This is a genomic window from uncultured Roseibium sp. (assembly GCF_947494555.1).
Classification (GTDB): domain Bacteria; phylum Pseudomonadota; class Alphaproteobacteria; order Rhizobiales; family Stappiaceae; genus Roseibium.
Genome location: NZ_CANLVF010000007.1, coordinates 29,460 through 50,659, shown reverse-complemented (window position 1 = coordinate 50,659; position 21,200 = coordinate 29,460). Strand labels below are relative to the sequence as shown.

Below are 21,200 nucleotides of genomic sequence, written 5' to 3'. Positions count from 1 at the left end.
CGTTTATTTGCGTTTCTTGTTCATGGCGGCGGCCAGGGCCGCTGCCATGGCATTGTTGCCACCGCCACCGCCACCGCCACCATCACCTGACCCTTTCGGTGCGCCGCCTTTCCCACCTCCGCGCGGAGCATTGCCGCCGGGTCCACGACCACCCGGGCCACGCTGGCCCTGGTTCCTGCCACTAGGTCCAGAGCGGTCTTTGTCTGACCTTTCGCGCTGACCCTGATAGTCGGCCTGGGACTTCATGGTCATGGAGATGCGTTTGCGCGGCACGTCAACGTCCAGAATGGTGACTTTGACGATGTCGCCCGCTTTCACCACCTGGTGCGGGTCGTCGACGAAACGGTCAGCGAGCTGGGAGACGTGGACGAGACCGTCCTGGTGCACACCGACATCGACGAAGGCACCAAAGTTGGTGACGTTGGTCACCGTGCCTTCCAGCTTCATGCCGGGTTTCAGGTCCGAAATTTCTTCGACACCGTCCTGAAGCGAAGCGGTCTTGAACTCCGGACGCGGATCGCGGCCGGGTTTTTCGAGTTCCGACAAGATATCCCTGACCGTCGGCAGCCCGAATTTCTCGTCGGTGAATTCGGCCGGGTCGAGGGCCTTCAGAACCGATCCGTCGCCCATCAGCTGACGCACATCGCGGCCACAGGCTTTCACGATGCGCTTGGCAAGCGGGTAAGCTTCCGGGTGGACGGAGGAGGCATCCAATGGCTCCTTGCCGTCATTGATACGCAGGAAACCGGCACAAAGTTCGAACGCCTTTGCCCCCAGTCTTGGTACGTCCTTCAACTGGGTTCGTTTCTCGAAACGGCCGATCGAATCGCGGTGTTCGACAACGGCCTTCGCCAGACTGTCGGACAGGCCTGAGATCCTGGAAAGGAGGGCAGGGGACGCGGTGTTGAGATCGACGCCAACGGCGTTCACGGCATCTTCCACGACGGCGTCAAGCGCACGCGCGAGCCGGGTCTGGTTGACGTCGTGCTGATACTGGCCGACGCCGATGGATTTCGGTTCGATCTTGACGAGTTCGGCCAGCGGGTCCTGCAGGCGGCGCGCGATGGAAGCAGCGCCGCGCAGGGAAACATCCACGTCCGGCATTTCCTTCGCAGCCAGCTCCGAGGCGGAGTAGACCGAAGCGCCGGCTTCGTTGACGATCACCTTGACCGGGCGTTGTGATGAGGGAATGTCGGAAAGCACGTCACCGGCCAGCTTGTCCGTTTCGCGGCTTGCTGTGCCGTTGCCGATGGCGATCAGGCCGACCTTGTGTTTTGCGATCAGTGCCAAAAGGGCCGCGCGGCTGCCGGAGATATCGTTGCGCGGCTGAAAGGGATAGATGGTCGCGGTGTCAACCAGTTTGCCGGTATCGTCGACCACGGCGACCTTCACGCCGGTGCGAATGCCGGGATCAAGACCAAGCGTCGATCTCGCACCGGCAGGAGCCGCCAGCAACAGGTCCTTCAGGTTTTTCGCAAAGACCTGGATCGCCTCTTCTTCCGCCTTTTCCCGCAAGACCCCCATCAGGTCGAGCTCCAGATGCAGCGCCAGTTTCACCTTCCAGGCAAAGCGCGCCACATCCATCAGCCACTTGTCCGCGGGGCGGCCCTGATCGGCGATGGCATACGTATCTGCCACCATTTTGACTGCAGGCAAAACGGGAGAAACGTCGTCTGCGTCAACAGTCAGATCGACGGAAAGCACACCTTCATTCCGGCCCCGGAAAAGGGCCAGCGCGCGGTGGCTCGGGATCTTGGACCACTTTTCAAAATAGTCGAAATAGTCGGCGAACTTCGCGCCTTTCTCAGCCATGCCGTCGATCAGCTTCGATTGCACAACGCCGCGCTCTTCGACATGGCGCCGCAGCCGGCCGACAAGTTGGGCATTTTCAGCAAACCGCTCCATCAGAATCTGCCGTGCACCATCAAGTGCCGCCTTGGTGTCGGCGATGCCCTTGCCTTCGTCCACGAATGCGGCCGCCTCCGTTTCCGGTGTCTTGGCCGGGTCGTTCAGAAGGAGATCTGCAAGTGGTTCCAGGCCCGCCTCGCGCGCAATCTGTGCCTTCGTCCGCCGTTTTTTCTTGAACGGAAGGTAGATGTCTTCCAGCTGCGATTTGGTTTCGGCAGCCTGTATGCCGGCGCTCAACTGCTCGGTGAGCTTGCCCTGTTCCTCGATGGACTTTGTGATCGTAGCGCGGCGGTCTTCCAGTTCGCGCAGGTAGATCAGACGTTCCTCCAGCTTGCGCAGCTGGCCGTCATCCAGGCCACCGGTGGCTTCCTTCCGGTAGCGGGCGATAAACGGGACTGTCGATCCTTCATCGAGCATTTGGACGGTGGCATTCACCTGACCTGCCTTGCAGCCGATTTCATCTGCGATCCTGTTCGCAATCCGTAACGCGATTTCCCCTGACGGGGCGGCCTTGGGCGTCGAACTCGTCATGTCTGGAGCGGAAGGGCTGGTCATAAGAAATTGAACTCTCGGGGTTAAAAGGGCCGGCTACCGGTGACGTTTATCAGTTGTGGCGTCAGTCATCACTTGCCGAATGTCCGTTGTGCGACCTTCATCTGCTAATTCGGTGCGATTATCCGGTCAAGTTGAACTCAGCATGATCCCACGAATTCGCGCGAGCGGTTTCATCCCGAAACGATTTCATATCTCATTGACAGTGTACCTGGTGGCGATATGAAAGCGGTATTGATTGAGTGGACTTAAATGGTTGCCATTGATAGCATTCGCAGGGGTTAAGTCACCGATGGGCAAGTAGCTATGCGGGCAATTCTGTTTCGTTTGCGAAATGATGTAGAAAAAGCGGCAATCATTATACACTTCATGATTGATATTTGGTCATATCTTGAACGGACTGCAAAGTTTTACGTATTCTATATTAGATCGTTGACGCTATCCTTTTGCCAAATTGTCATGATCGAGTTGCGTGGAACGCGACGTATAAGCGTGCAATGGATGCAGGACGCGGTATGGAAGTGCTGTGATGACGGCCTGCGCCGGGCTTGTTAAAGGGAGAGCGCACCGATGGCACGCGGACGGCCAAGGAAAGTGGAAGCTAAAGACGCACTGCAGTCTGTCATGGTCGCGTTTTGGCAAAACGGATATTCCGGCACGTCGATGAACGATCTTTCCGAGGCATCCGGCATGGCAAAGCCGGGTCTCTATGCCGCGTTCGGCGACAAAGAAGCGCTATTTGAGAAGGCCTTGCTGCATTATTTCGAAACCTATGGCGGGCCCGTGTTTTCCAGGCTGCAGGAAGCCCAGAAACATTTCATAGTGGACTTCCGGGATTTCCTGGGTGCCGTAGCCGACCTGACGCTCGACCAAAACACGCCGTCGGGTTGTTTTCTCGTCAATGCGATCGTTGACTGTACCTATGGCGCCGAGCGTCATCAGGAAGTGGTGGCCGGACTACGCGAATCCCGGTACGCCGCGATCAAGGAAAGACTGATCAAAGCCGCTGCTGCAGGCGAGATGCCGGACGACGCGGATATCGGCAGCGCGGCCACATTCCTGGATGGCCAGTTTTCCGCCATCGCCATGCTTGGCCGCAGCGGTATCAGCGAACCTGATTTGAAGACATTTATTGAAACCGGTCTTCGGGCCCTGCCGGTCAGCGACCGCGACAGTTTCTTTGAAAGCAATGTCGTGAGAACGCCTACTTTACGACAGTGATGCGTTCCGCTGCGCGTGTGACAGCGGTGTATAGCCAGCGGCTCTTGTGCTCCCGGAAAGCCCAGCTTTCGTCGAAGAGAATGACGTCATCCCATTGCGAGCCCTGTGCCTTGTGCACAGTCAGGGCGTAACCGTAGTCGAATTCATCGGCCTTGCGCCGGATTGCGTAAGGGATGCTCTCCGCTCCGTCCTCGAACATCGCCGGCAACACCTTCACCTTCACCGTGGTTCGCGCGATGTCCTCTTCCGATACCACATCGAAACGGAGAGTATTGCCGCGTGGTCGACGAAGGCGCTTCACGGTCCAAAGACCGCCGTTCAAGAGGCCTTTGGTCTTGTCGTTGCGCAGACAGACCAGCTTGTCGCCGACGGCCGGCATCGGTGTCGAAAAATCCTTGAGTTCACGAATGCGCCCATTGTAGAGACGCCGCGTCTTGTTGGTGCCGACGAGCACCTGATCGGTCGACAGGATCTGCTCCTTGTCGATTTCGCGGCGCCGGATCACCTTGCTTTCGCCGAATATTCCGTGTTCCAACTGCCCGCCGTCCCGGATCGTCATGGACATGCGCACGATCGGATTGTCCTGTGCCTGACGATGCACCTCTGTCAGCATCACATCCGGCTCGGATTCGGTGAAGTAACCACCGCCCTTGACGGGGGGAAGTTGAGCCGGGTCGCCGAGGACCAGCACCGGCGTACCGAAAGAAAGAAGATCCTTTCCCAACTCCTCGTCCACCATGGAGCATTCGTCAATGACGATCAGCTTTGCCGTTGCAGCTGCACTGTCCCGTTTGATCGCGAATTGAGGACCCGTGTCCTCTTCGTCGTCATCAAGGTCCTCTTCTTCCTTGGCCGATCGCGGCCGGTAAATCAGGGAGTGGATTGTGCCTGCGTCTTCGCACCCTTTCTGGCGCAGCACATGGGCGGCCTTGCCCGTAAACGCGCCAAAACACACATCGCCGTCGATATCTTCTGCAAGGTGACGCGCCAGCGTGGTCTTTCCTGTGCCGGCATATCCGAACAGACGGAAAACCTGCCGGTCGCCGCGTTTGAGCCAGGCGGCAGCCTCCTTCAAGGCGTCATCTTGTTGTGGAGACCAGGCCACCGGATAGCTCCCGAGAGTTGAGGGGACCCGGTTGCTTACCCTGATTTGCCTGATTCCGCCAAGGGCGAATTCTGCAGGCCCCTGGTGCGACCACGTCTTATACCAAGCTTAAGAAATAAGAACCGATCTGACCGGGTTTGAAGGCTGTTCGGCAAGAAGCAGGTTGCAGGGCGATATGGTTTATCGTCCAAAACCTGCGACGCGGCAGAACAGCCTTCAAAATTGGCCTTTGGTGGCCTGTTCCGGCTCTCCGGACGGCGTTGCCTTGTTTGAACGGCCAACCAGGCCGTCCTGCACAAAGCGCCTTGCCGGCAAACCCGAACAGCGCCATCAGATGGGTCCTTATTTCTTAAGCTTGGTATTAGCCGAGCACCGAGAAGGAACTTTCCTGCGTCAGATCCCGCTTTCGGGAAAAGGTTGCCGTATTGAGCGTGTGGTCAACATGGTTCAGATTGAATTGCAGTGGCTCGTTGTCATGATCCTTGCCGCTCTCGCAATATTCGATCAGCTGGCACATCAGGCGTCCTGCGACAGGCGCATTCTTGAACTGATTTCCGCTGGTGCCGATGGCGAGATAATAACCATCGACATCGCTGCGATCATAGATCGGCAGCCAGTCGTCTGTTGCATCGTAAAGATCGGCGATGCCGACGGGATGCTGTGAAACACCCAGTTCCGGCAAACGCTGGGAATAACGGTATGCATAGGCAAGAGACCTGTCGGTCAGGTCGCGGTGAAATGTATCGGGATCTTCTTCGATATGCTTGTCGCAAGCCGGGTTCAGACTGCCGATCATTAGCTGCCCACCGCTTCCTGGCTTGACATAGACACCCACATCGTTGTCGGCAACAAGCAGTCCCTTGCGCGAATATCCTAGCGTTTCCGGTGGTTTAACCTGCACGACTTCCTGACGCAGCGGACGATGGCGGATCCGGACGCCCGCATCCCTTTCCAGGAGAGCGTTGACCTTGCCCGAATGAGGACCGGCAGCGTTGAGAACGACATTCGACTGAATGATGCTTCCGTCATCGCAGGTCACGCCTGTTACCCGATTTTTCTCGACCGGTATCGATACGACCTTGGTGTTGAATCGGAATTCGGCTCCAAGTCGACTTGCTGCATCCTTCAGGTTTCTCGCCGCAATCTGGGGATCGTCGACATATCCGCCCGCATGAAAATATATTCCACCGTCCAGATGTCCTCCGGTCGGCGTACCGAAAGCGTCGTCATCCATCGTCTTGACAGGGGCGAAACATTCAAGATTGTACCCCGGCAATCGCTCCATGATTTGCTCTGCGGACCAGTGTTCATAAACAATGCCCAACGTGTCGGAATGTTCCTGAACCCGTTCAAGTGTGTCGGTGGCGGTCTTCATCACAAGCGTGCCGGTTTCGATAAATTGCGCAAGCCCGTCGTCCGTTTCTGCGCCCAGGGTTTCCGGCCAGTTCTTCCAGTCGTGATAACCTTCATAGGCCATGGCGGTGCCGTCCAGCGTGGAATAATAGGTTCGGATCACAGCTGCGGAACTGGAAGTCGATCCATACCCGGCCGCCGGCAAGGCATCGACATTGAGTGTTTTCAACCCGTTTTTGGCAAGATTATAGGCAATCGCGCAGCCGATGACGCCTGCGCCGATGATGATCACGTCGTAGTCGGTTGGAGCGCCTTTCTGATGCGATGGCGTGGTGTTCATGTCGATTCTTCCTTTGAAGCCTTTCGGGTCGGGAATGCGAGCGTCTTCCCACAGTCTGTATGATCAGCTTCCCAAAAGCCGGCCGTTTCCGTCCGGATACCAGATCCTAGCGAGTGTTCTGTCCAGATCAGGCGAGCGGACTCAAATTGTACAGAAATAAATCCGCCATCCTGTGTCCTGAAACGGCCAAGAGTGGTGAGAAAATCCAGCTTTTTTATGATAAAATGAAACAAAGTTCTTAAAAATCAACAATATGATGATTTTGCTAAATTTTGCTGATTTTGTCCTATACTCTCAAATTGAAATCTTGGCGATCTGAATGCATCCTGATTTTGGGGTTGCCGGATTTCCCGGTTCTTTCAACAATTTGGAGTAAAGTGTGACGCGCATTGATTTACGCGAATGGCCGACGCTTGCCTTGATAATGGCTGCAGCGGCAATCTGGATGCTTTTGGTCGGAAATTATGCCTCGCTTGGAGGATGGCTGGTCTGCCCGCTTGCTGTTGTTGTCGTCACTTTGCAATCCTCCCTTCAACATGAAGTCCTGCACGGACACCCGACCCGGCATCCCGGCGTCAACGAGGCACTGGTCTATTGCTCGCTTGGTCTGTTCGTTCCGTATCGGCGGTTCAAGTCCCTCCACCTGCGCCACCATAACAACGACCGTCTGACGGATCCCTATGACGATCCGGAAACATTCTATCTTGCTTGGGCGGACTGGCAGAAGCTGCCCAAATTCCTGCAGTTTGTTCTGACGATCAACAACACGCTCTTCGGCAGATTGCTGATTGGCCCGCTCGTTTCGATGATCGGCTTTCTCGGTTCTGAAATCAGAATGGTCCTGGCCGGGGACATGGCTGTCCTGCGCGCATGGATGCATCATTTTGCCGGTGCCGCTCCCGTCGTCCTTTTCATAACTCTCGTAGGCGGCATGCCCTTGTGGCTATATGCACTGTGTGTTTCTTATCCTGCCATGAGCTTGCTGATGTTGCGCACTTATGCCGAACACCGCGCACATGAAAGCGCTGAAGCCCGGTCGATCATCGTCGAGTTCTGTCCGATTTTCTCGCTGCTTTTCCTGAACAACAACCTTCATGTCGTGCACCACGCTCATCCGAGGGCAGCATGGTACGAGCTGCCGGCAATGTACCAAGCCGCAAAAAGCGACTGGCAGCGCAGGAACGCCGGTTACGTTTTCAAAAGCTATGTGCACCTTGCCAGAAGCTATCTCTTCAGGGTGAAAGAGCCGGTTGCGCATCCGATCAGGCGCCGTTCGCACGATGGACGCGCCTCTTGATCGGTCGTCTCTGTCATCCTGTGAACCTGCCGATGTACGACTGGCCCGAATTCCGATCGGCAACAAGGGAACTTGAAACCGCGCTGCAATCGGCCCTTCTTGAAGCGCTGGGTCTTGATCCAACCAATTCTGCCGAATGGCCGGCCGATATGGGCCTGCACCATCGCTGGGAACATCCGGGTCTGCTGCTTGGTCAAACCTGCGGCTATCCTTTGACGCATGCGCTCAGCGGCAAGGTCCATGTGGTGGGGGCTCCGCATTACAGGGCAGACGGCTGTAGCGGGCCACACTACTGTTCGCATCTGATCGTTTCAAAGGAGAGTGCACACGAAACGCTTTCGGATCTGCGCGGGCTACGCGCCGTTTTCAACGCGAGCGACAGCCAGTCAGGCATGAACGCCTTCCGCCACGAAGTCGCACAACTCGCCGATGGCGCCCCGTTTTTTTCAGGCGTGGCACAAAGCGGGAGCCACTTGCAGTCGATGGTGTCGGTGGCGGACGGTCAAGCCGATATTGCAAGCATCGATGCCGTGTGCTGGTCACTCGCGCTCAGGGAGTTGCCTGACCTGACCGGAAAGCTGCGATCCATCGGACACACGATCAAAGCGCCGGGGCTGCCTTACATCACAAGTGCCGCGTGGTCGCCCACGGACACTGATATCATTTGCCGGACTGTCCAATCGGTTCTGTCAGACGCAGCAATATCGGTTTCCCGCGAGCGCCTTCTGATCGACGGCTTTTCCGTACTTTCGGAGAGTGACTATGAGCCGCTCCTGAAGATGGAACGGAGCGCCGCTGAAAAAGGCTACCCGGAACTTTTATAGACTTCGTCGCTGCCTTAGTGCGTGAACCGCCGCTCGTTGCGGGCAAAGAAGCTTGTTGTAAAATCAACGAAAGCCCGGACCCTTGCTACGCGCCGCAAATCGCGGTGGTAGAGCAGCCAGACCGGATAGCCGGATTGGATCGGGACAGCGGGCACGCGAACAATACGCGGATCCACATCGCCGATAAAGGCCGGGATCTTGATGAGGCCGAGATGTTTCGCGGCCGCCTCGATCTGCATGGAGACTTCCGGCAGAACATGGCGGACCTGAGCCTTGGGGAACGGACTGCCTGCGACCCAATCCTGGAGACTGCTCCAAGCGATCCAGTTTGCTCCTTCACCCTCATTCTCAAGCAGTTGAGGGTACATCTTCAGATAGTCGGGAGAGGCATAAACGGCCTGAACGAAGGTAACCAGTTTGCGCCCAAGCACGTCCTCGTCGACGTTGCGCGCGACGCGCAGCGAAATATCCGTTTCGAGCTTCTGCAAGTCCGACACACGGTTGGTCGATATCGTGTGCACCGAAATATCCGGGTAAAGCTCCGTAAACTCAAAGAGCATGTCCGCTAAAAGCCCGTGGGACAAGGCCGGCGGCAGACTGAGGCGAATCGAGCCCGACGGTGCGAGATCCAGTCCGGAAATCCTGCGGGTAATCGCGCTTGCCTGGGACTCCATTTCCTCTGCCGGCTCAACCAGTGCTTCGCCCGACTGGGTCAGTTGCAGCCCGCTGGTCGTGCGGTCGAAGACACGCGTGCCAAGGTCTCTTTCAAGGGCTGAAATCGCCCGGTGCACCGTGCCGTGGTTCACGCCCAGCTTTTCCGCCGCCTGGCGGAAGCTGCCCGTGCGTACCGCCACCAAAAAGGTGCGCAGATGATCCCAGTCCAGCTCCCGCTTCACTTGATTCCTACACGTTCGTTTCTCGCTTGTGGATCGTTTTTTATCCACATTGGTCAATTTGGGCATATTCATTTCAAAAATCAATCCACCAGATTTCAGCTCATCTCGCGTTCAACGCGAGTTCGGCCTTGAAAGAACGTGGAGGACTTTATGAGTGGCAAGTTGAGATTTGAGACAACCCGGCGAAGGTTGTTGGCCGGGGCGGCCGCGGGAGGTGCAGCGCTTGCTCTGCCAGTAGCCGGCAATGCAATAGCGCAGGAAGGGAGCAAAACGCTTGGTTCGGATCCGGCCGCTCCTTATGGGATCCCGATCAGCGCGGAGTTTCCATTCAAAAAGAAGGAAATGTCCGTGCTGGATTCCTCCCTTGCCTATGTTGATGAGGGAGAAGGGCAGCCCGTTGTGTTTTTGCATGGCAACCCGACTTCGTCCTATCTGTGGCGCAATATCATACCGCATGTATCGGAGAGCCACCGTGCCATTGCGCCCGACCTGATCGGCATGGGCGATAGCGGCAAACCTGACGGTGACTACCGCTTTGCCGATCATGCGCGATATCTGGACACTTTTCTCGATCAACTGGACCTGAACAACGCGATCCTGGTGGTCCACGACTGGGGTTCTGCGCTCGGCATGCGCTATGCGCGCTTGAACCCGGACCGCGTGTCCGGGCTGGTCTTCCTGGAAGCCATCGTGCCGCCTGTGCTCCCGGTCGCGTCATTTGACGACATGCCCGGGCCGCTTGCCGATTTCTTCCGTCTGATGCACAGCGAAAAGGGCGCCGACATGGTGCTCAACCAGAACTTCTTCGTGGAATTCGTGCTGCCGCAAATGGGTGTCGTGCGCGCCATGTCCGAAGCGGAAATGGATCACTATCGCAGACCCTTTCCGACGCCTGACAGCCGCAAACCGGTGCTGGCATGGCCGCGCGAAGTGCCTATCGAGGGCAAGCCTGCCGACGTTGTCGAAGAGGTCCGGCTGAACGGCGAATGGCTGCTGTCGAGCCAGATTCCCAAGCTGATGTTCTATGCGGAGCCGGGCGCGCTGATGCCCAAGCCAGTTGCGGACTACCTGACCGCGAACGTGCCCAACATCGAAGCGCGTTTCGTCGGGGCCGGATCGCATTTTCTCCAGGAGGATCATCCACACGTCATCGGCCAGGGCGTTGCCGACTGGCTGCGCCGTATCTGAGTGAGCCGTAACGAAGGAGATCAAGATGGCGGAAGTTGTTGTTACGCAGCTTGTAAATGCCCCGTTGGCCGACCTGTGGCACAGCTGGGACAGCTATGACGAAATCTACAGGTTCAATCCGGTGATAAACCAGTCGCCGCTCCTGCCCGAAAGTGCGCCGACAGGATTGGGCGCGGAGCGGATCTGCAGACATGTCGATGGCAAGACCTATCTTAAGGAACGCATCATCGGCTATCAGCCGCAGGAGCATATTGTCGTCGATATTTTCGATGCCAATCTGCCGCTCAAGAAGGCAATTGTGACACTTGATTTTGTGTCCCTTGCGCAAACGCAGAGCCGCGTAACAATGCGGATAAGTTTCACGCCGAAGTTCGGCCCGCTTGGGTGGTTGATGACGCCGATCATGAAAACGCAATTCCGCAAAGGCCTGTCGGATCTGCTGATCGCAAATGCCAACTTCGTGGAAAAGGGAGTTGAGACGCACCCCAAGGTGGCTGCGTAAGAATTGATGTGTGTCATTTTAAGACATTCGTTAACGATGTTCTTGCTTGGTGACGCACATTCCTGGTGAATTCGGCGGAAATGCTGGCGCAAATGTTAACGAAGGGTTACGATTCTCGGTAAATCATTCGTTAACAGTGAGCGCGTTATGAAAACGATACTAAAATCAGCCCTCGCCACCGCAGGATTGCTTGCGGTTATCGCCACCGCCGCAAACGCTGAAAGCGGAACGACCCGCATCGTTCATGATGAGCCCTATGGTGCGATCGTGACCAAGGAAGCCGGTGTCCTGGTGTTCCGCGGGCTTCCGCCGACACGCAGGGTCATTGTCAACCCGGAAGGAAAAACACCGCTTGACCTGAAGATGACCGAGGTTCGCGAGACCAATGTCGTTGTCTTCACGCAAGACGACTACATTCGTGGTCTCGGATCCAAGATCCTGCGCGTAAGATAAGCCGCTTGATATCGGGCCGTCACATCTGACGGCCCAGCAAGCGTTCGTCGTAGGGGTATGTGCTGAGACGCTCATACCCTTGCCCGGTGATCAGCAGCTGTTCTTCCAGTTTTACTCCTTCATGGCCGCCATGCCGGCCAACGTAGCTTTCCACGCAAACCACCATTCCTGGCTCCAGGACACCATCGTAGCCACCGCTTTCCCAATCTGACGGATAGGGAACGGCCGGGTATTCGTCGCACAGGCCCACGCCGTGAAAGAGTACGGAGTAGCGGTTTGCGAGATATTCCTCCGGCAGGCTGCTTGCATCATGAGAGAGTTCGCGGAAAGTTCGTCCGGGTGCGAGCATTTCGATGTTCGCTTCGATCTGATCGAACGCCATCCGGTAAAGTGACTGCTGTTCTCGCGTCGGTGCATCGTTCCCGCAGAGCCAGGTCCGCGAGATGTCACAGCACATGCCGTAGGGGCCGACCAGATCAGTATCGAATGCGACAAGATCACCGGCTTCGATCACACGGGCCGATGCCTCCTGGAACCAGGGGTTTGTGCGCGGGCCGGAGGCGAGCAACTGGGTTTCGACCCATTCGCCACCCCGTCTGATGTTGCCTGCGTGCAGGAGGGACCATAGCTCCCACTCCGTCATGCCCGGTACGAGTGCGGTTTCCATTTCCTGCATGGCAGCTTCGCACGAGGCAATCGATCTGCGCATCGCCCTGATTTCGTCGGGGCACTTGATGGCTCGTGCAAGTTCCATGACTTCCTCACCATCATGAAATGACAAGCCGTGCGCTTCCAGCACAGCAACGCCTTCGCGGCGTGCCTTGTCCAGGGCAATGCGGTGGTTGCCGCCGCCATACGTCTTGACTAGGTCCGCCAGTTCGTCAGCCCATTTCAGCGCGAGCTCCTGCGAGCGGGGGCCGGCTTCAAAATAGAACCAGGGGATTCCATGCCGCATTTCATCGACCTGGGAGTTATGCGCAGACAAGTGTTCGCAATTGTGGAAGTCGAAAGCGACGACTGGGCCTTCCAGGGCGACAAAGGTATAGCGGACAGCGTTGTGAGCCGACCAGATTTGCATGTTGGTTGCGTCGGTCGCATAGCGAACGTTCAGCGGATCGCACAGGATCGCGGCGCTCAAGTCGAATCTTTCGAGCTGCTGGCGAATGCGGTCAAGCCGGTATTTGCGAACAACTTCAAGATCGGGGGCGTCCAGTCCGAGCACCGCCCACTCGTTTTCCACGAAAGCGCCGTAACCGAGCATGTGACGGTTCAGGAGCGTCGCCTTTTCGAAGGCATAGGCCGAAAGCGCTTCATAACCTGCCTGATCTCCCGGATGCATCAGCGGGCTTTCCGGCAGTATTTTCCGCCGGTGACGGCCAAAATGTTCCGTATTCATATATGGCTACGCCTCCTCCCGCGTTGGCCTGATCTATTCTGCAGCGTTACATGCGCATGCGCTCTGCTTTTGGGTCGAAGGGTGGATCGGGCAGGATGGTCGCCTTGCACATTTCACCCAGAATTTCGACTTCAAACGCGCCCTTGTCGGTGGCGCTGGCGAGGTCGGCGGGGATGTATCCCTGAGCTAGCGACTTTTGCACCCAATGGGCATAGCCACCCGACGTGATCCAGCCGATGACCTTGCCGTCATGCCAGACCGGTTCATCGCCCATGACGTCGGCGTCGGACGCTTCGACCTCGAAACTGACGCGCAGGCGCTTCGGCCCGTCCTCGAATTCTTTCCGGGCCGCGTCTTGGCCGATGAAGCGGTTTTTCGACAATTTCACGAAACGCCCGAGATCGGCCTCGTAGGGCCCATAGATCGGCCGGAACTCCCGAAACCAGGTGCCGAAGTTTTTCTCAAGGCGCAGGGACAAGAGGGCGCGCATGCCGAAGTCGCGGATGCCGAACTCAGCGCCGGCCTCCAGGATGGCGTCATAAACCTGGCGCTCGTATTCCGGCGTCATCCAGATCTCGTAGCCAAGGTCGCCGGAATAGGTGATGCGATTGACCTTGCACGGAGCATTGGCAACGTCCATCTCGCGGAAATCCATGAAGCGGAAAGCTTCGTTCGAGACGTCATCGCCCGTGATTTTCTGCAATACCTTGCGCGAATTCGGCCCGGCAATCGAAAGCCCGACCCAGCCGAGGTTGATCGCCTTCAAGCTCACGGAGCCATCTTCCGGCAGGTGCTTTTCGAACCAGCGCATGTGATAGATTTCGGCCTGCGACGAACCGAACATGTAGAATTTTTCGTCATATACGCGCGCGATCGTGAAGTCGCCGATCAGTTTGCCGTTTTCATTCAGCATCGGGGTCAGGACGATGCGGCCTGTCCTCGGCATCGTGTTCGTCATCAGCAAGGACAGATAGTCTTCCGCACCGGGTCCGCTGATCTCGTATTTCGCAAAGTTCGCGATTTCCGTGACGCCGACGCTCTCGCGCACAGCCCGGCATTCAGCGCCGATGTGATCGAAATCGTTGGACCGGCGGAACGAGACTATGTCCTTCGCCTCAACACCTTCGTGCGCAAACCAGAGCGGTGTTTCCAGGCCCCAGCTGTCGCCCATCACAGCACCCTTGGCGAGCATCCGGTCGTATAACGGCGTGGTCTGATGCGGCCGGCCGGCCGGAAGTTCCTCGTTCGGGAACCGTATCCGGAACCTGCGGCGATAGTTTTCCTGCACCTTTGCATTGGTGTAGGAGAGCGTAGCCCAGTCACCGTATCGGGCAACATCCATCCCCCAGATGTCATAGCCAGGATCCCCGTTGATCATCCAGTTGGCAAGCGTCAGGCCGACGCCGCCACCCTGGCTGAACCCGGCCATGACGCCGCAGGCGACCCAGTAGTTCTGAAGGCCTCTGACCGGACCGACCAGCGGATTGCCGTCCGGTGCAAACGTGAAGGGTCCGTTGATGATCTGCTTGATGCCTGCCGTCTGAAGCGCCGGGAAGTGCTCGAAACCAACCTCCAGTTCCGGTGCAATCCGGTCGAGATCGGGCGCCAGAAGCTCATGGCCGAAATCCCATGGGGTCTCGCGCGGGCTCCACGGGCGGCAATTCTGCTCGTAGGTCCCGAGCAGCATGCCCTTGCCTTCCTGCCGCGTATAGATCTCGCCGCCGAAGTCGAGAATGCCGATCAGTTCCTTGCCCGTTGCCTCGTTGTGGGCAACCACCTCCGGCATTTCGTCCGTGAGCAGATACATGTGCTCCATGGCAAGTATGGGAAGTTCGAGGCCGACCATGCGGCCGCATTCCCTGGCCCAGAGCCCACCTGCATTGACGACATGCTCTGCCCGGATCGTGCCCTCGTTGGTGATCACATCCCAGGTCCCGTCAGGCGTTTGAACCAGCTCCTCAACCTTGGTGTGACGATAGACCGTGGCACCGTTCAAACGCGCTGCCTTTGCATAGGCATGTGTGGTGCCGGAAGGATCCAGGTGCCCTTCGATCGGATCCCAGAGCGCGCCGATGAAGTGCTTTTCGTCGAGCATCGGGAACATGGTCTTGGCTTCGGCGACGGAGATCAGTTCCAGTTCCATGCCGAGATAACGGCCTTTTGCCTGTGCAAGGCGCAGAAAGTCCATGCGTTCAGGTGTGTCTGCGAGCATGACACCACCCGTCAGGTGAAGGCTGCAGGATTGACCGGATATTTCCTCAAGCTCTTTGTAGAGGTCGACGGTGTAACTCTGCAGCTGGGCAACGTTCGGGTCGCCGTTCAAAGTGTGAAAGCCGCCGGCAGCGTGCCATGAAGAGCCGGAAGTCAACTCGTCCCGCTCAACGAGAACGACATCCTTCCAGCCGAGTTTGGTCAGGTGATAAAGAACACTGCAGCCGACGACGCCACCACCAATGACTACGACCTGAGTGTGAGTTTTCATGCGTATGCTCCGGAATGCCAGCTTGGTTTTGGCGAGGAATTAATGCGTTGATCAGAAGTCGGTCGGAACCCCGCCTTCGGCTTTGCGCCTGTCGACAAAGGCTGTGATTTCCTCGTCGATAGCCGGATCGAGTGCCGGTTGCTCGTAGGCTTCGAGCGCCTTTTTGTAGAGCATGTTGGCCTTGTCATAGGCGGTTGGACTTCCGGCCTCCGCCCAGGTCTCGTAATTGCGCCAGTCGGAGACGATGGGCGGATAGAACGCGTCCTTGTAGCGTGCTTGCGTGTGCTCCGTGCCGAAGAAGTGCCCGGCCGGTCCGACATCGCGGATTGCGTCAATGGCAAGCGATGCTTCGGACACGTCGAGCGGTGTCAGGTACTCGGCGATTTTCTGAAGGAGATCGATATCGGCGATGAATTTCTCAAATCCTGCACTCAGCCCGCCTTCCAGCCAGCCGGCGGCATGTTTGATCAGATTGCCGCCGCCGTTGATCGCGCCCCACTCGGACAAGGTCGTTTCAAGGGCGGCCTGGTAGTCCACGGTGTTGGCCGCGCAGACACCGGAGGATCTGAACGGCAAGTTGTATCGTCTTGCCAGCTGGCCACTGACCAGAGCGGCTTTCATGTATTCAGGCGTGCCGAAGGCAGGCGCGCCGGACTTCATGTCGACGTTCGAGGTGAAACCGCCATAGACCACCGGTGCGCCCGGCCGGACGAGCTGCGCGAAGGCGATCCCGGCAAGTGCTTCGGCATTCTGCAAGGTCAGTGCGCCGGCCATGGTGACCGGAGCCATCGCCCCTGCAAGTGTGAACGGGGTGACGACCGAGACCTGTCCGGCCTTAGCCATCTCGATCAAGCCTTGCAGCATCGGTGTGTCGAGGCGCAGCGGCGAAGATGTGTTGATCACCGTCAGCGTACAAGGCGTATCAACGAGCTCTTCAGCCGTCAGCCCATTGGCAATGCGGGCAAGCTCGATGCCATCGTGATTGCGTTCCTTGCCGAGCGAATAAAGATGCAGCGTCTTGTCTGTCAGACGGATGGCGTCTGCGATGCAATCCAGGTGGCGGATCGATGCGTGCAAGTCGACCGGTTCGACCGGATAGCCGAGCGGGGCATGAATGATGTTGAAGAACTGGCCGAGTTTCAGAAGCTTCTGGAAATCTTCACGGTTGCCCGGACGGCGGCCGCCGTCGCGGTCAACCACATTCGGCGTGCTGGCGACACAGGAAAAGACAATGGCGTCGCCGCCGATCCTGAGGTCGTGGTTGCGGTTGCGCGCCCTCAACATAAATTCAGGCGGTGCCTTTGCGATAAGCTCTTCGACCATGGCGCGGTCCATGCGCACACGATCTTCGCCAGGTGACACGTCAGCGCCCGCCGCCTTCAGCATCGCCTTGGCTTCCTCGTGGAGGAAGTCCATGCCGATCTCCTCCAGAACGCGCATTGAGGCATCATGGATGGCTTCCAGTTCGTCGGCCGAGATCGCCTCGATCGGCTTGAATATGTGCTGCGGCTGCTTGAAGGGCTTTTGCGGAAACAGGTCCGGACCGGCTTTTTCTCCGCCGCCTCTGCGGCGTCGTCCACGTCGTGCGGGTGCCGTTTCACTCACGGAAGCTGATCCGGTTTCCTCTGTCATTATGATCCGCCATGGTTTTCAAGAAGGTGGCGCGCAGAATGGCCACCGTCAGCTGCCGCGCCTCGGGCGGTCTCAGCATGAAGACTGTAGCTGAGAGGGACGATTTTCCGTGCAGTCTGAGAGCGACGGTCTGTGCTTCAACTCCGACATGACGCTAAGGCAATGCGTGTCACGGACCCGCGTCTTTAAAAGTTCGACTTGACGAAACGGACCTGCGCAGCGATCAGAGGATTATTGAAATAGCTATGGACCCTTGTGGCGTGCGTGAACGGCTGTCCGATTCAGATCTTCTGACTTTCCTGAGGGATCTCCTGCCGGCAAGGGACTGGAGCACCGCGCGCCTGCGGCCACTGCCCGTCAACTATACCAGCCGTTTCTGGCGCCTCGACACGCCGGATCGTATCTATGTCGTAAAGGAGTTCTTTCCCGGCGCGGAAGACAATCCGCTCTATCCGACATTGCCGGACCAGGAAGCCGAGGCGCTGACGTTTCTTGCGCAATATGATCTTGCGCCGGAACTGGAAATTTATTCGCTCAGCCCTGTAGGAACCCCTTTGCTGGTTTACGGATACGGGCCGCCGAAGACCGATGAAATCGATGTCGGTGAAGCAGCTGATCTGATCGGCCGTATCGCAAATCTGATGGAACCGGTTCCTGGCCACCAGACGGTTCCGGCAGGCTTTCATGAAGTGCTCGAGCGGGGTGACGCCATGCTGGCCGCCATTCCGGAGAGCCGGAAGGCGGTTAACCTGAAACGGCTGCGGCCGAATGACGATGCCGTCAAGAAGCGGACCGTCGAACGAACTCTTGTCCATCGAAGCTTTTGCCTTGGGACCATTCAGTCCACAGCGGACGGAGCGCGAATGATCGACTGGCAGTTCGCCGGTTACGGCGACCCTGTGGAAGACATTGCCGGTTTCGTTTCCCCCGGGCTGTTAAAGCTTTACGGGCTTCATCCGCTGGTCGCTTATGCCGAAGAAATGTTTTTGAAGCACTACCCGAACCAGCAGATTGTCGAACGCTTTCAGGAGGAACGCCGCGCTTATCACTGGCGGCTTGCCGCCTATTGCCTCTATCGGCACGAAACGCTCGGAACAACCAACGCTCCCGCAGCGCGTGCTTATGGACGTGCTTTGGAAGAAGAAGTGGATCTGTTGCTCAGGCTTCGGTCCAAATAGCGGTTGGTGTTCTACCCCGTGTAATTTCTCTGTCACAGAGAGAAGTTAACCGGAGCCATGTCCATCACCCTATCCGGCGTCTCAAAGTCTTTCGGAACGCACAAAGCCCTGAACACCGTTTCCCTTGCAATCGAAGAAGGATCTTTCTTTGTTGTCCTGGGGCCTTCAGGGTGCGGGAAATCGACATTGCTTCGCGCGATAGCCGGTCTGGAGCCTATAGATACGGGCGAAATTTCACTGGGTTCTCGATTGGTCGCTCGGGACGGTTTTCATATGGCGCCGGAAGAACGTCGCGCCGGTGTCGTTTTTCAGTCCTACGCGCTGTGGCCGCATATGAGCGTTTCGGGAAACGTCGCATTTCCCCTAGAGACGACTGGCAAGAGCCGCTCTGAAACCAATGCGCGTGTTGCCGAATGCCTGGAAACAGTTGCGTTGACTTCGTTCGCGCGGCGCAAACCTGCTGAACTGTCCGGCGGCCAGCGGCAAAGGGTTGCGCTGGCAAGGTGCCTGGCGCAGGGAGCGCAAACGGTCCTGATGGACGAACCGCTTGCCAATCTCGATCCGCACTTGCGCGGCGTCATGGAGGAAGAACTGGCAGCTTTCCACAAGACCAGCGGCGCGACTTCGATGTTCATTACGCATGACCAGCGTGAAGCGATGGCTCTGGCCGATAAGGTCGCAGTCATGTGGGACGGTGAAATACTGCAGGTAGATGAACCGGACGTAATCTATCGCCAGCCCAACTCAAGGCGCGTGGCCGGCTTTATCGGGCGCAGCAGTCTTGTCCCTGTGCACGTGGAGCAGGTCGAAGGGGAGGAGGCACGTGTCTCGATCGGCGCGTTTGCTTTCGATGCGGAGTGTCCGGCAGGCACCAGAGGCGGTCCGTCGACGCTGCTGTTGCGTCCTGAACATCTGGTCCTGTCTACGGGTGGTCGAGGCTTTGCGGCGACGGTGGTTCGGACAGTCTATCGGGGCGGCTATTGGGACGTCTTTGTGAAAGCCGACTGTGCCGACGATCCATTGATGATGACGCTGTACCGAAAGGCGGATCCCGGAGAGACCTTGCAGTTGGACATTCTGCGCGGCTGGGTCTTACCGGATTAGGCAAAACGCAGGATTGCGCCTCTTGGGCCTCCTTGTTTCTCTTTCTTCAATCCCGCCAGGGGATCGTCCCGGACGGGACGCGCCGGGCAAGAAAATTCATGGCAAGCATGATCACCATTGTCGCGGCCACGACGACGACGGACATTGCAGCGGCAAGGGTTGTGTAGCCGCCGTCCTCGTAGTTGAAGATCGTTGTTCCGATCGTCTCGTTGCCGGTCGACCACAACAGCGCGGAGACCGTGACTTCGTTATAGGCCGTCAGGAAAACAAGGATCGCGCCGGAGGCTGCAGAAGGTGCCGCGAGCGGCGCAAAGATGCGGCACATGCGGCGGAAAAACCCAGCGCCGGATACGCGTGCGGCGTCTTCGAGGGAGCCATCCATCTGAAGAAATGCGGCGGTGACCGGCTTCAGGCCGACCGCCAGGAAAACAGAGACATAAGCGATCAGGATGATCCACAAGGTGCCGTAAAGCGAGACGTTGACGATCGGCAAAGGCCGGATGAAGGCCAGGATGAATGCAATTGACATAACGAGCCCCGGAACGGCGAATGCGATCTCTGACTGGCTCAAGGCAAAGCTTGCTATCCTTCTGTGGGTCTTGTGTCTGTGTGCCAGAAAGTATCCCAGCAGCAGGCTTACTGCCGCGATGACCAAAGCGGCGATGCCGGCGATGACCGTCGAGTTTGCGAATGCTCTCAAGGTTACGCTTTGACGCCACAAAACTTCGGTGAAGTTATCCAATGTCAGCGTCTCGCCCGACAGCGGCAATCCATAGGTTTTAACGAGCGATGTCGCCAGCAGGGATGCGGCCGGCAAAAGGAGAACTCCGGCGACAAACACCCACACCACCGCTTCAACAAATGGCCGCTTGCGGCCGAGTGAAATCGCCAGCGGATCCTGAGGAAGGCCGATCAGGCTGGAGCGCATGCGTCGCTGAAGAAGGCTTTGAAGGAGGATTGCAGCCAGGGCGACAAAAGCGAGAATGACGGAAATCACGGCAACATTCGGTAGAATATCCGGTCCGAAGCTTGCGAGCCGCCGCCAGACCAGAACAGGCAACGTGGTGTAGCGTGCAGGGATCCCGATCAGGGCATTGATGCCGAAATTGCCGAGCGCCGCCACAAAGGCGAGCGCGAAGCCTGCCAGGAGCGAGGGGCCCAGAAGCGGCAGCGTGATCCTGCGCAACAGGGTCCAGGTTCCCGCGCCGGATATTCTGGCTGCATCCGAAAGCTCGCGCGGGAATGACCTGAGCGCTGCGCGCACCAGCAAAAAGACGAGTGGACTGTGTTGCAACGTCAGGAGGAGGACGAGCCCTTCGCGCGAATAAAGCGGATGGGTTGAGCCCAGTTCCGGCGCGATCCCGAGCCATCGCAGGACGGGGCTTGCCGGTCCGAGTGCCTGGATCCAGGCGATCGCAGTCACATGAGGTGGGATCATCATTGGCAAGAGCAGCAGGAAAACGAGAATGCCCTTTGCGCGGATATCGGTCAGGCCGACAAGCAATGCGAGCGCCGTTCCAAGCAGTGTTGCGGCGAGCGCCGAGCAAAGGCTGCTTTCGACCGAATTCCAGAGCGCGCGCTGAACGGAGCGGCTTTGGACGGCTTCAATCAATGGGCCGAGGTCAAACCCCGCAACGGTTGTCAGGCCCGTCTTGAAAAGCAACAGAAGCGGCAGTCCGCAAATAGCCGTTGCACCGATAACCAGTGCGATCAGTGTTGTCTTTTCTGAAGTTGAGGACGTATGCACGTAGCCGGAAAGGTTTGAATGA

At 57.7% G+C, this 21,200-nt stretch carries 16 protein-coding genes; 8 read left to right on the top strand and 8 right to left on the bottom strand.

The window, feature by feature from the left end; all coding sequences use genetic code 11:
- Positions 1–3: 3 nt before the first annotated feature.
- Positions 4–2,463 (bottom strand): Tex family protein, encoded by a 2,460-nt coding sequence (locus Q0915_RS27520; protein ID WP_299483322.1) that lies wholly within the window; start codon positions 2,461–2,463, stop codon positions 4–6.
- Between the two features lie 567 nt (positions 2,464–3,030).
- Between Q0915_RS27520 and Q0915_RS27515 the strand changes: the two genes are divergently transcribed.
- Positions 3,031–3,681 carry a TetR/AcrR family transcriptional regulator gene (locus Q0915_RS27515; protein ID WP_299483325.1) on the top strand — a complete coding sequence of 217 codons (651 nt, stop codon included), beginning with the start codon at positions 3,031–3,033 and terminating at the stop codon, positions 3,679–3,681.
- On the opposite strand, the gene Q0915_RS27510 is transcribed toward Q0915_RS27515, so the two are convergent.
- Together Q0915_RS27510 and Q0915_RS27505 are read right to left on the bottom strand one after the other, a co-directional pair.
- Entirely contained in the window at positions 3,665–4,786 is a 1,122-nt protein-coding gene (locus tag Q0915_RS27510; protein ID WP_299483327.1) for an ATP-dependent RecD-like DNA helicase, read from the bottom strand. The two genes, Q0915_RS27515 and Q0915_RS27510, sit on opposite strands and share 17 nt — an antisense overlap.
- 361 nt (positions 4,787–5,147) lie before the next feature.
- Positions 5,148–6,479, bottom strand: a complete 1,332-nt coding sequence (locus tag Q0915_RS27505) for an FAD-dependent oxidoreductase (RefSeq protein WP_299483330.1) — start codon at positions 6,477–6,479, stop codon at positions 5,148–5,150.
- A gap of 379 nt (positions 6,480–6,858) precedes the next feature.
- Between Q0915_RS27505 and Q0915_RS27500 the strand changes: the two genes are divergently transcribed.
- The gene (locus tag Q0915_RS27500) at positions 6,859–7,776 is read left to right on the top strand and encodes a fatty acid desaturase (RefSeq protein WP_299483333.1); all 918 of its coding nucleotides are present in this window, start codon (positions 6,859–6,861) and stop codon (positions 7,774–7,776) included.
- Positions 7,773–8,600 carry a PhnD/SsuA/transferrin family substrate-binding protein gene (locus Q0915_RS27495; RefSeq protein WP_299483335.1) on the top strand — a complete coding sequence of 276 codons (828 nt, stop codon included), beginning with the start codon at positions 7,773–7,775 and terminating at the stop codon, positions 8,598–8,600. Before Q0915_RS27500 ends, Q0915_RS27495 begins: the two co-directional genes overlap by 4 nt.
- Positions 8,601–8,614: 14 nt before the next feature.
- Here Q0915_RS27495 and Q0915_RS27490 read toward each other — a convergent pair whose 3' ends face one another.
- Positions 8,615–9,496 (bottom strand): LysR family transcriptional regulator, encoded by an 882-nt coding sequence (locus Q0915_RS27490; protein WP_299483338.1) that lies wholly within the window; start codon positions 9,494–9,496, stop codon positions 8,615–8,617.
- Between the two features lie 150 nt (positions 9,497–9,646).
- Here Q0915_RS27490 and Q0915_RS27485 point away from each other — a divergent pair, with 150 nt between their 5' ends.
- The 3 genes from Q0915_RS27485 (at position 9,647) to Q0915_RS27475 (ending at position 11,639) form a co-directional block, all read left to right on the top strand.
- Positions 9,647–10,684, top strand: coding sequence for a haloalkane dehalogenase (locus tag Q0915_RS27485; protein ID WP_299483341.1), 1,038 nt, complete (start codon positions 9,647–9,649; stop codon positions 10,682–10,684).
- Between the two features lie 25 nt (positions 10,685–10,709).
- Positions 10,710–11,186, top strand: a complete 477-nt coding sequence (locus Q0915_RS27480; protein WP_299483343.1) for an SRPBCC family protein — start codon at positions 10,710–10,712, stop codon at positions 11,184–11,186.
- A 147-nt stretch (positions 11,187–11,333) separates the two neighbouring features.
- Entirely contained in the window at positions 11,334–11,639 is a 306-nt protein-coding gene (locus Q0915_RS27475; protein WP_299483346.1) for a hypothetical protein, read from the top strand.
- A gap of 19 nt (positions 11,640–11,658) precedes the next feature.
- Here the strand turns inward: Q0915_RS27475 and Q0915_RS27470 are convergent, their stop codons facing one another.
- From Q0915_RS27470 to Q0915_RS27460, 3 genes are read right to left on the bottom strand one after another with little or no spacing between them, the layout of a single operon-like run.
- Complete coding sequence (locus tag Q0915_RS27470; protein ID WP_299483349.1) at positions 11,659–13,035, bottom strand: Xaa-Pro peptidase family protein; 1,377 nt, start codon at positions 13,033–13,035, stop codon at positions 11,659–11,661.
- Positions 13,036–13,081: 46 nt separating this feature from the next.
- Positions 13,082–15,517, bottom strand: coding sequence for an FAD-dependent oxidoreductase (locus tag Q0915_RS27465; RefSeq protein ID WP_299483352.1), 2,436 nt, complete (start codon positions 15,515–15,517; stop codon positions 13,082–13,084).
- A 51-nt stretch (positions 15,518–15,568) separates the two neighbouring features.
- A complete protein-coding gene (locus Q0915_RS27460) occupies positions 15,569–17,149 on the bottom strand; it encodes a trimethylamine methyltransferase family protein (protein ID WP_299483355.1) in 1,581 nt (526 codons plus the stop codon).
- Positions 17,150–17,409: 260 nt separating this feature from the next.
- On the opposite strand from Q0915_RS27460, the gene Q0915_RS27455 reads away from it, so the two are divergent.
- Positions 17,410–18,327, top strand: coding sequence for a phosphotransferase (locus tag Q0915_RS27455; protein ID WP_299483358.1), 918 nt, complete (start codon positions 17,410–17,412; stop codon positions 18,325–18,327).
- A gap of 57 nt (positions 18,328–18,384) precedes the next feature.
- Positions 18,385–19,431 (top strand): ABC transporter ATP-binding protein, encoded by a 1,047-nt coding sequence (locus tag Q0915_RS27450; RefSeq protein ID WP_299483361.1) that lies wholly within the window; start codon positions 18,385–18,387, stop codon positions 19,429–19,431.
- A gap of 46 nt (positions 19,432–19,477) precedes the next feature.
- Here the strand turns inward: Q0915_RS27450 and Q0915_RS27445 are convergent, their stop codons facing one another.
- A complete protein-coding gene (locus tag Q0915_RS27445) occupies positions 19,478–21,178 on the bottom strand; it encodes an iron ABC transporter permease (RefSeq protein WP_299483363.1) in 1,701 nt (566 codons plus the stop codon).
- Between the last annotated feature and the right edge of the window lie 22 nt (positions 21,179–21,200).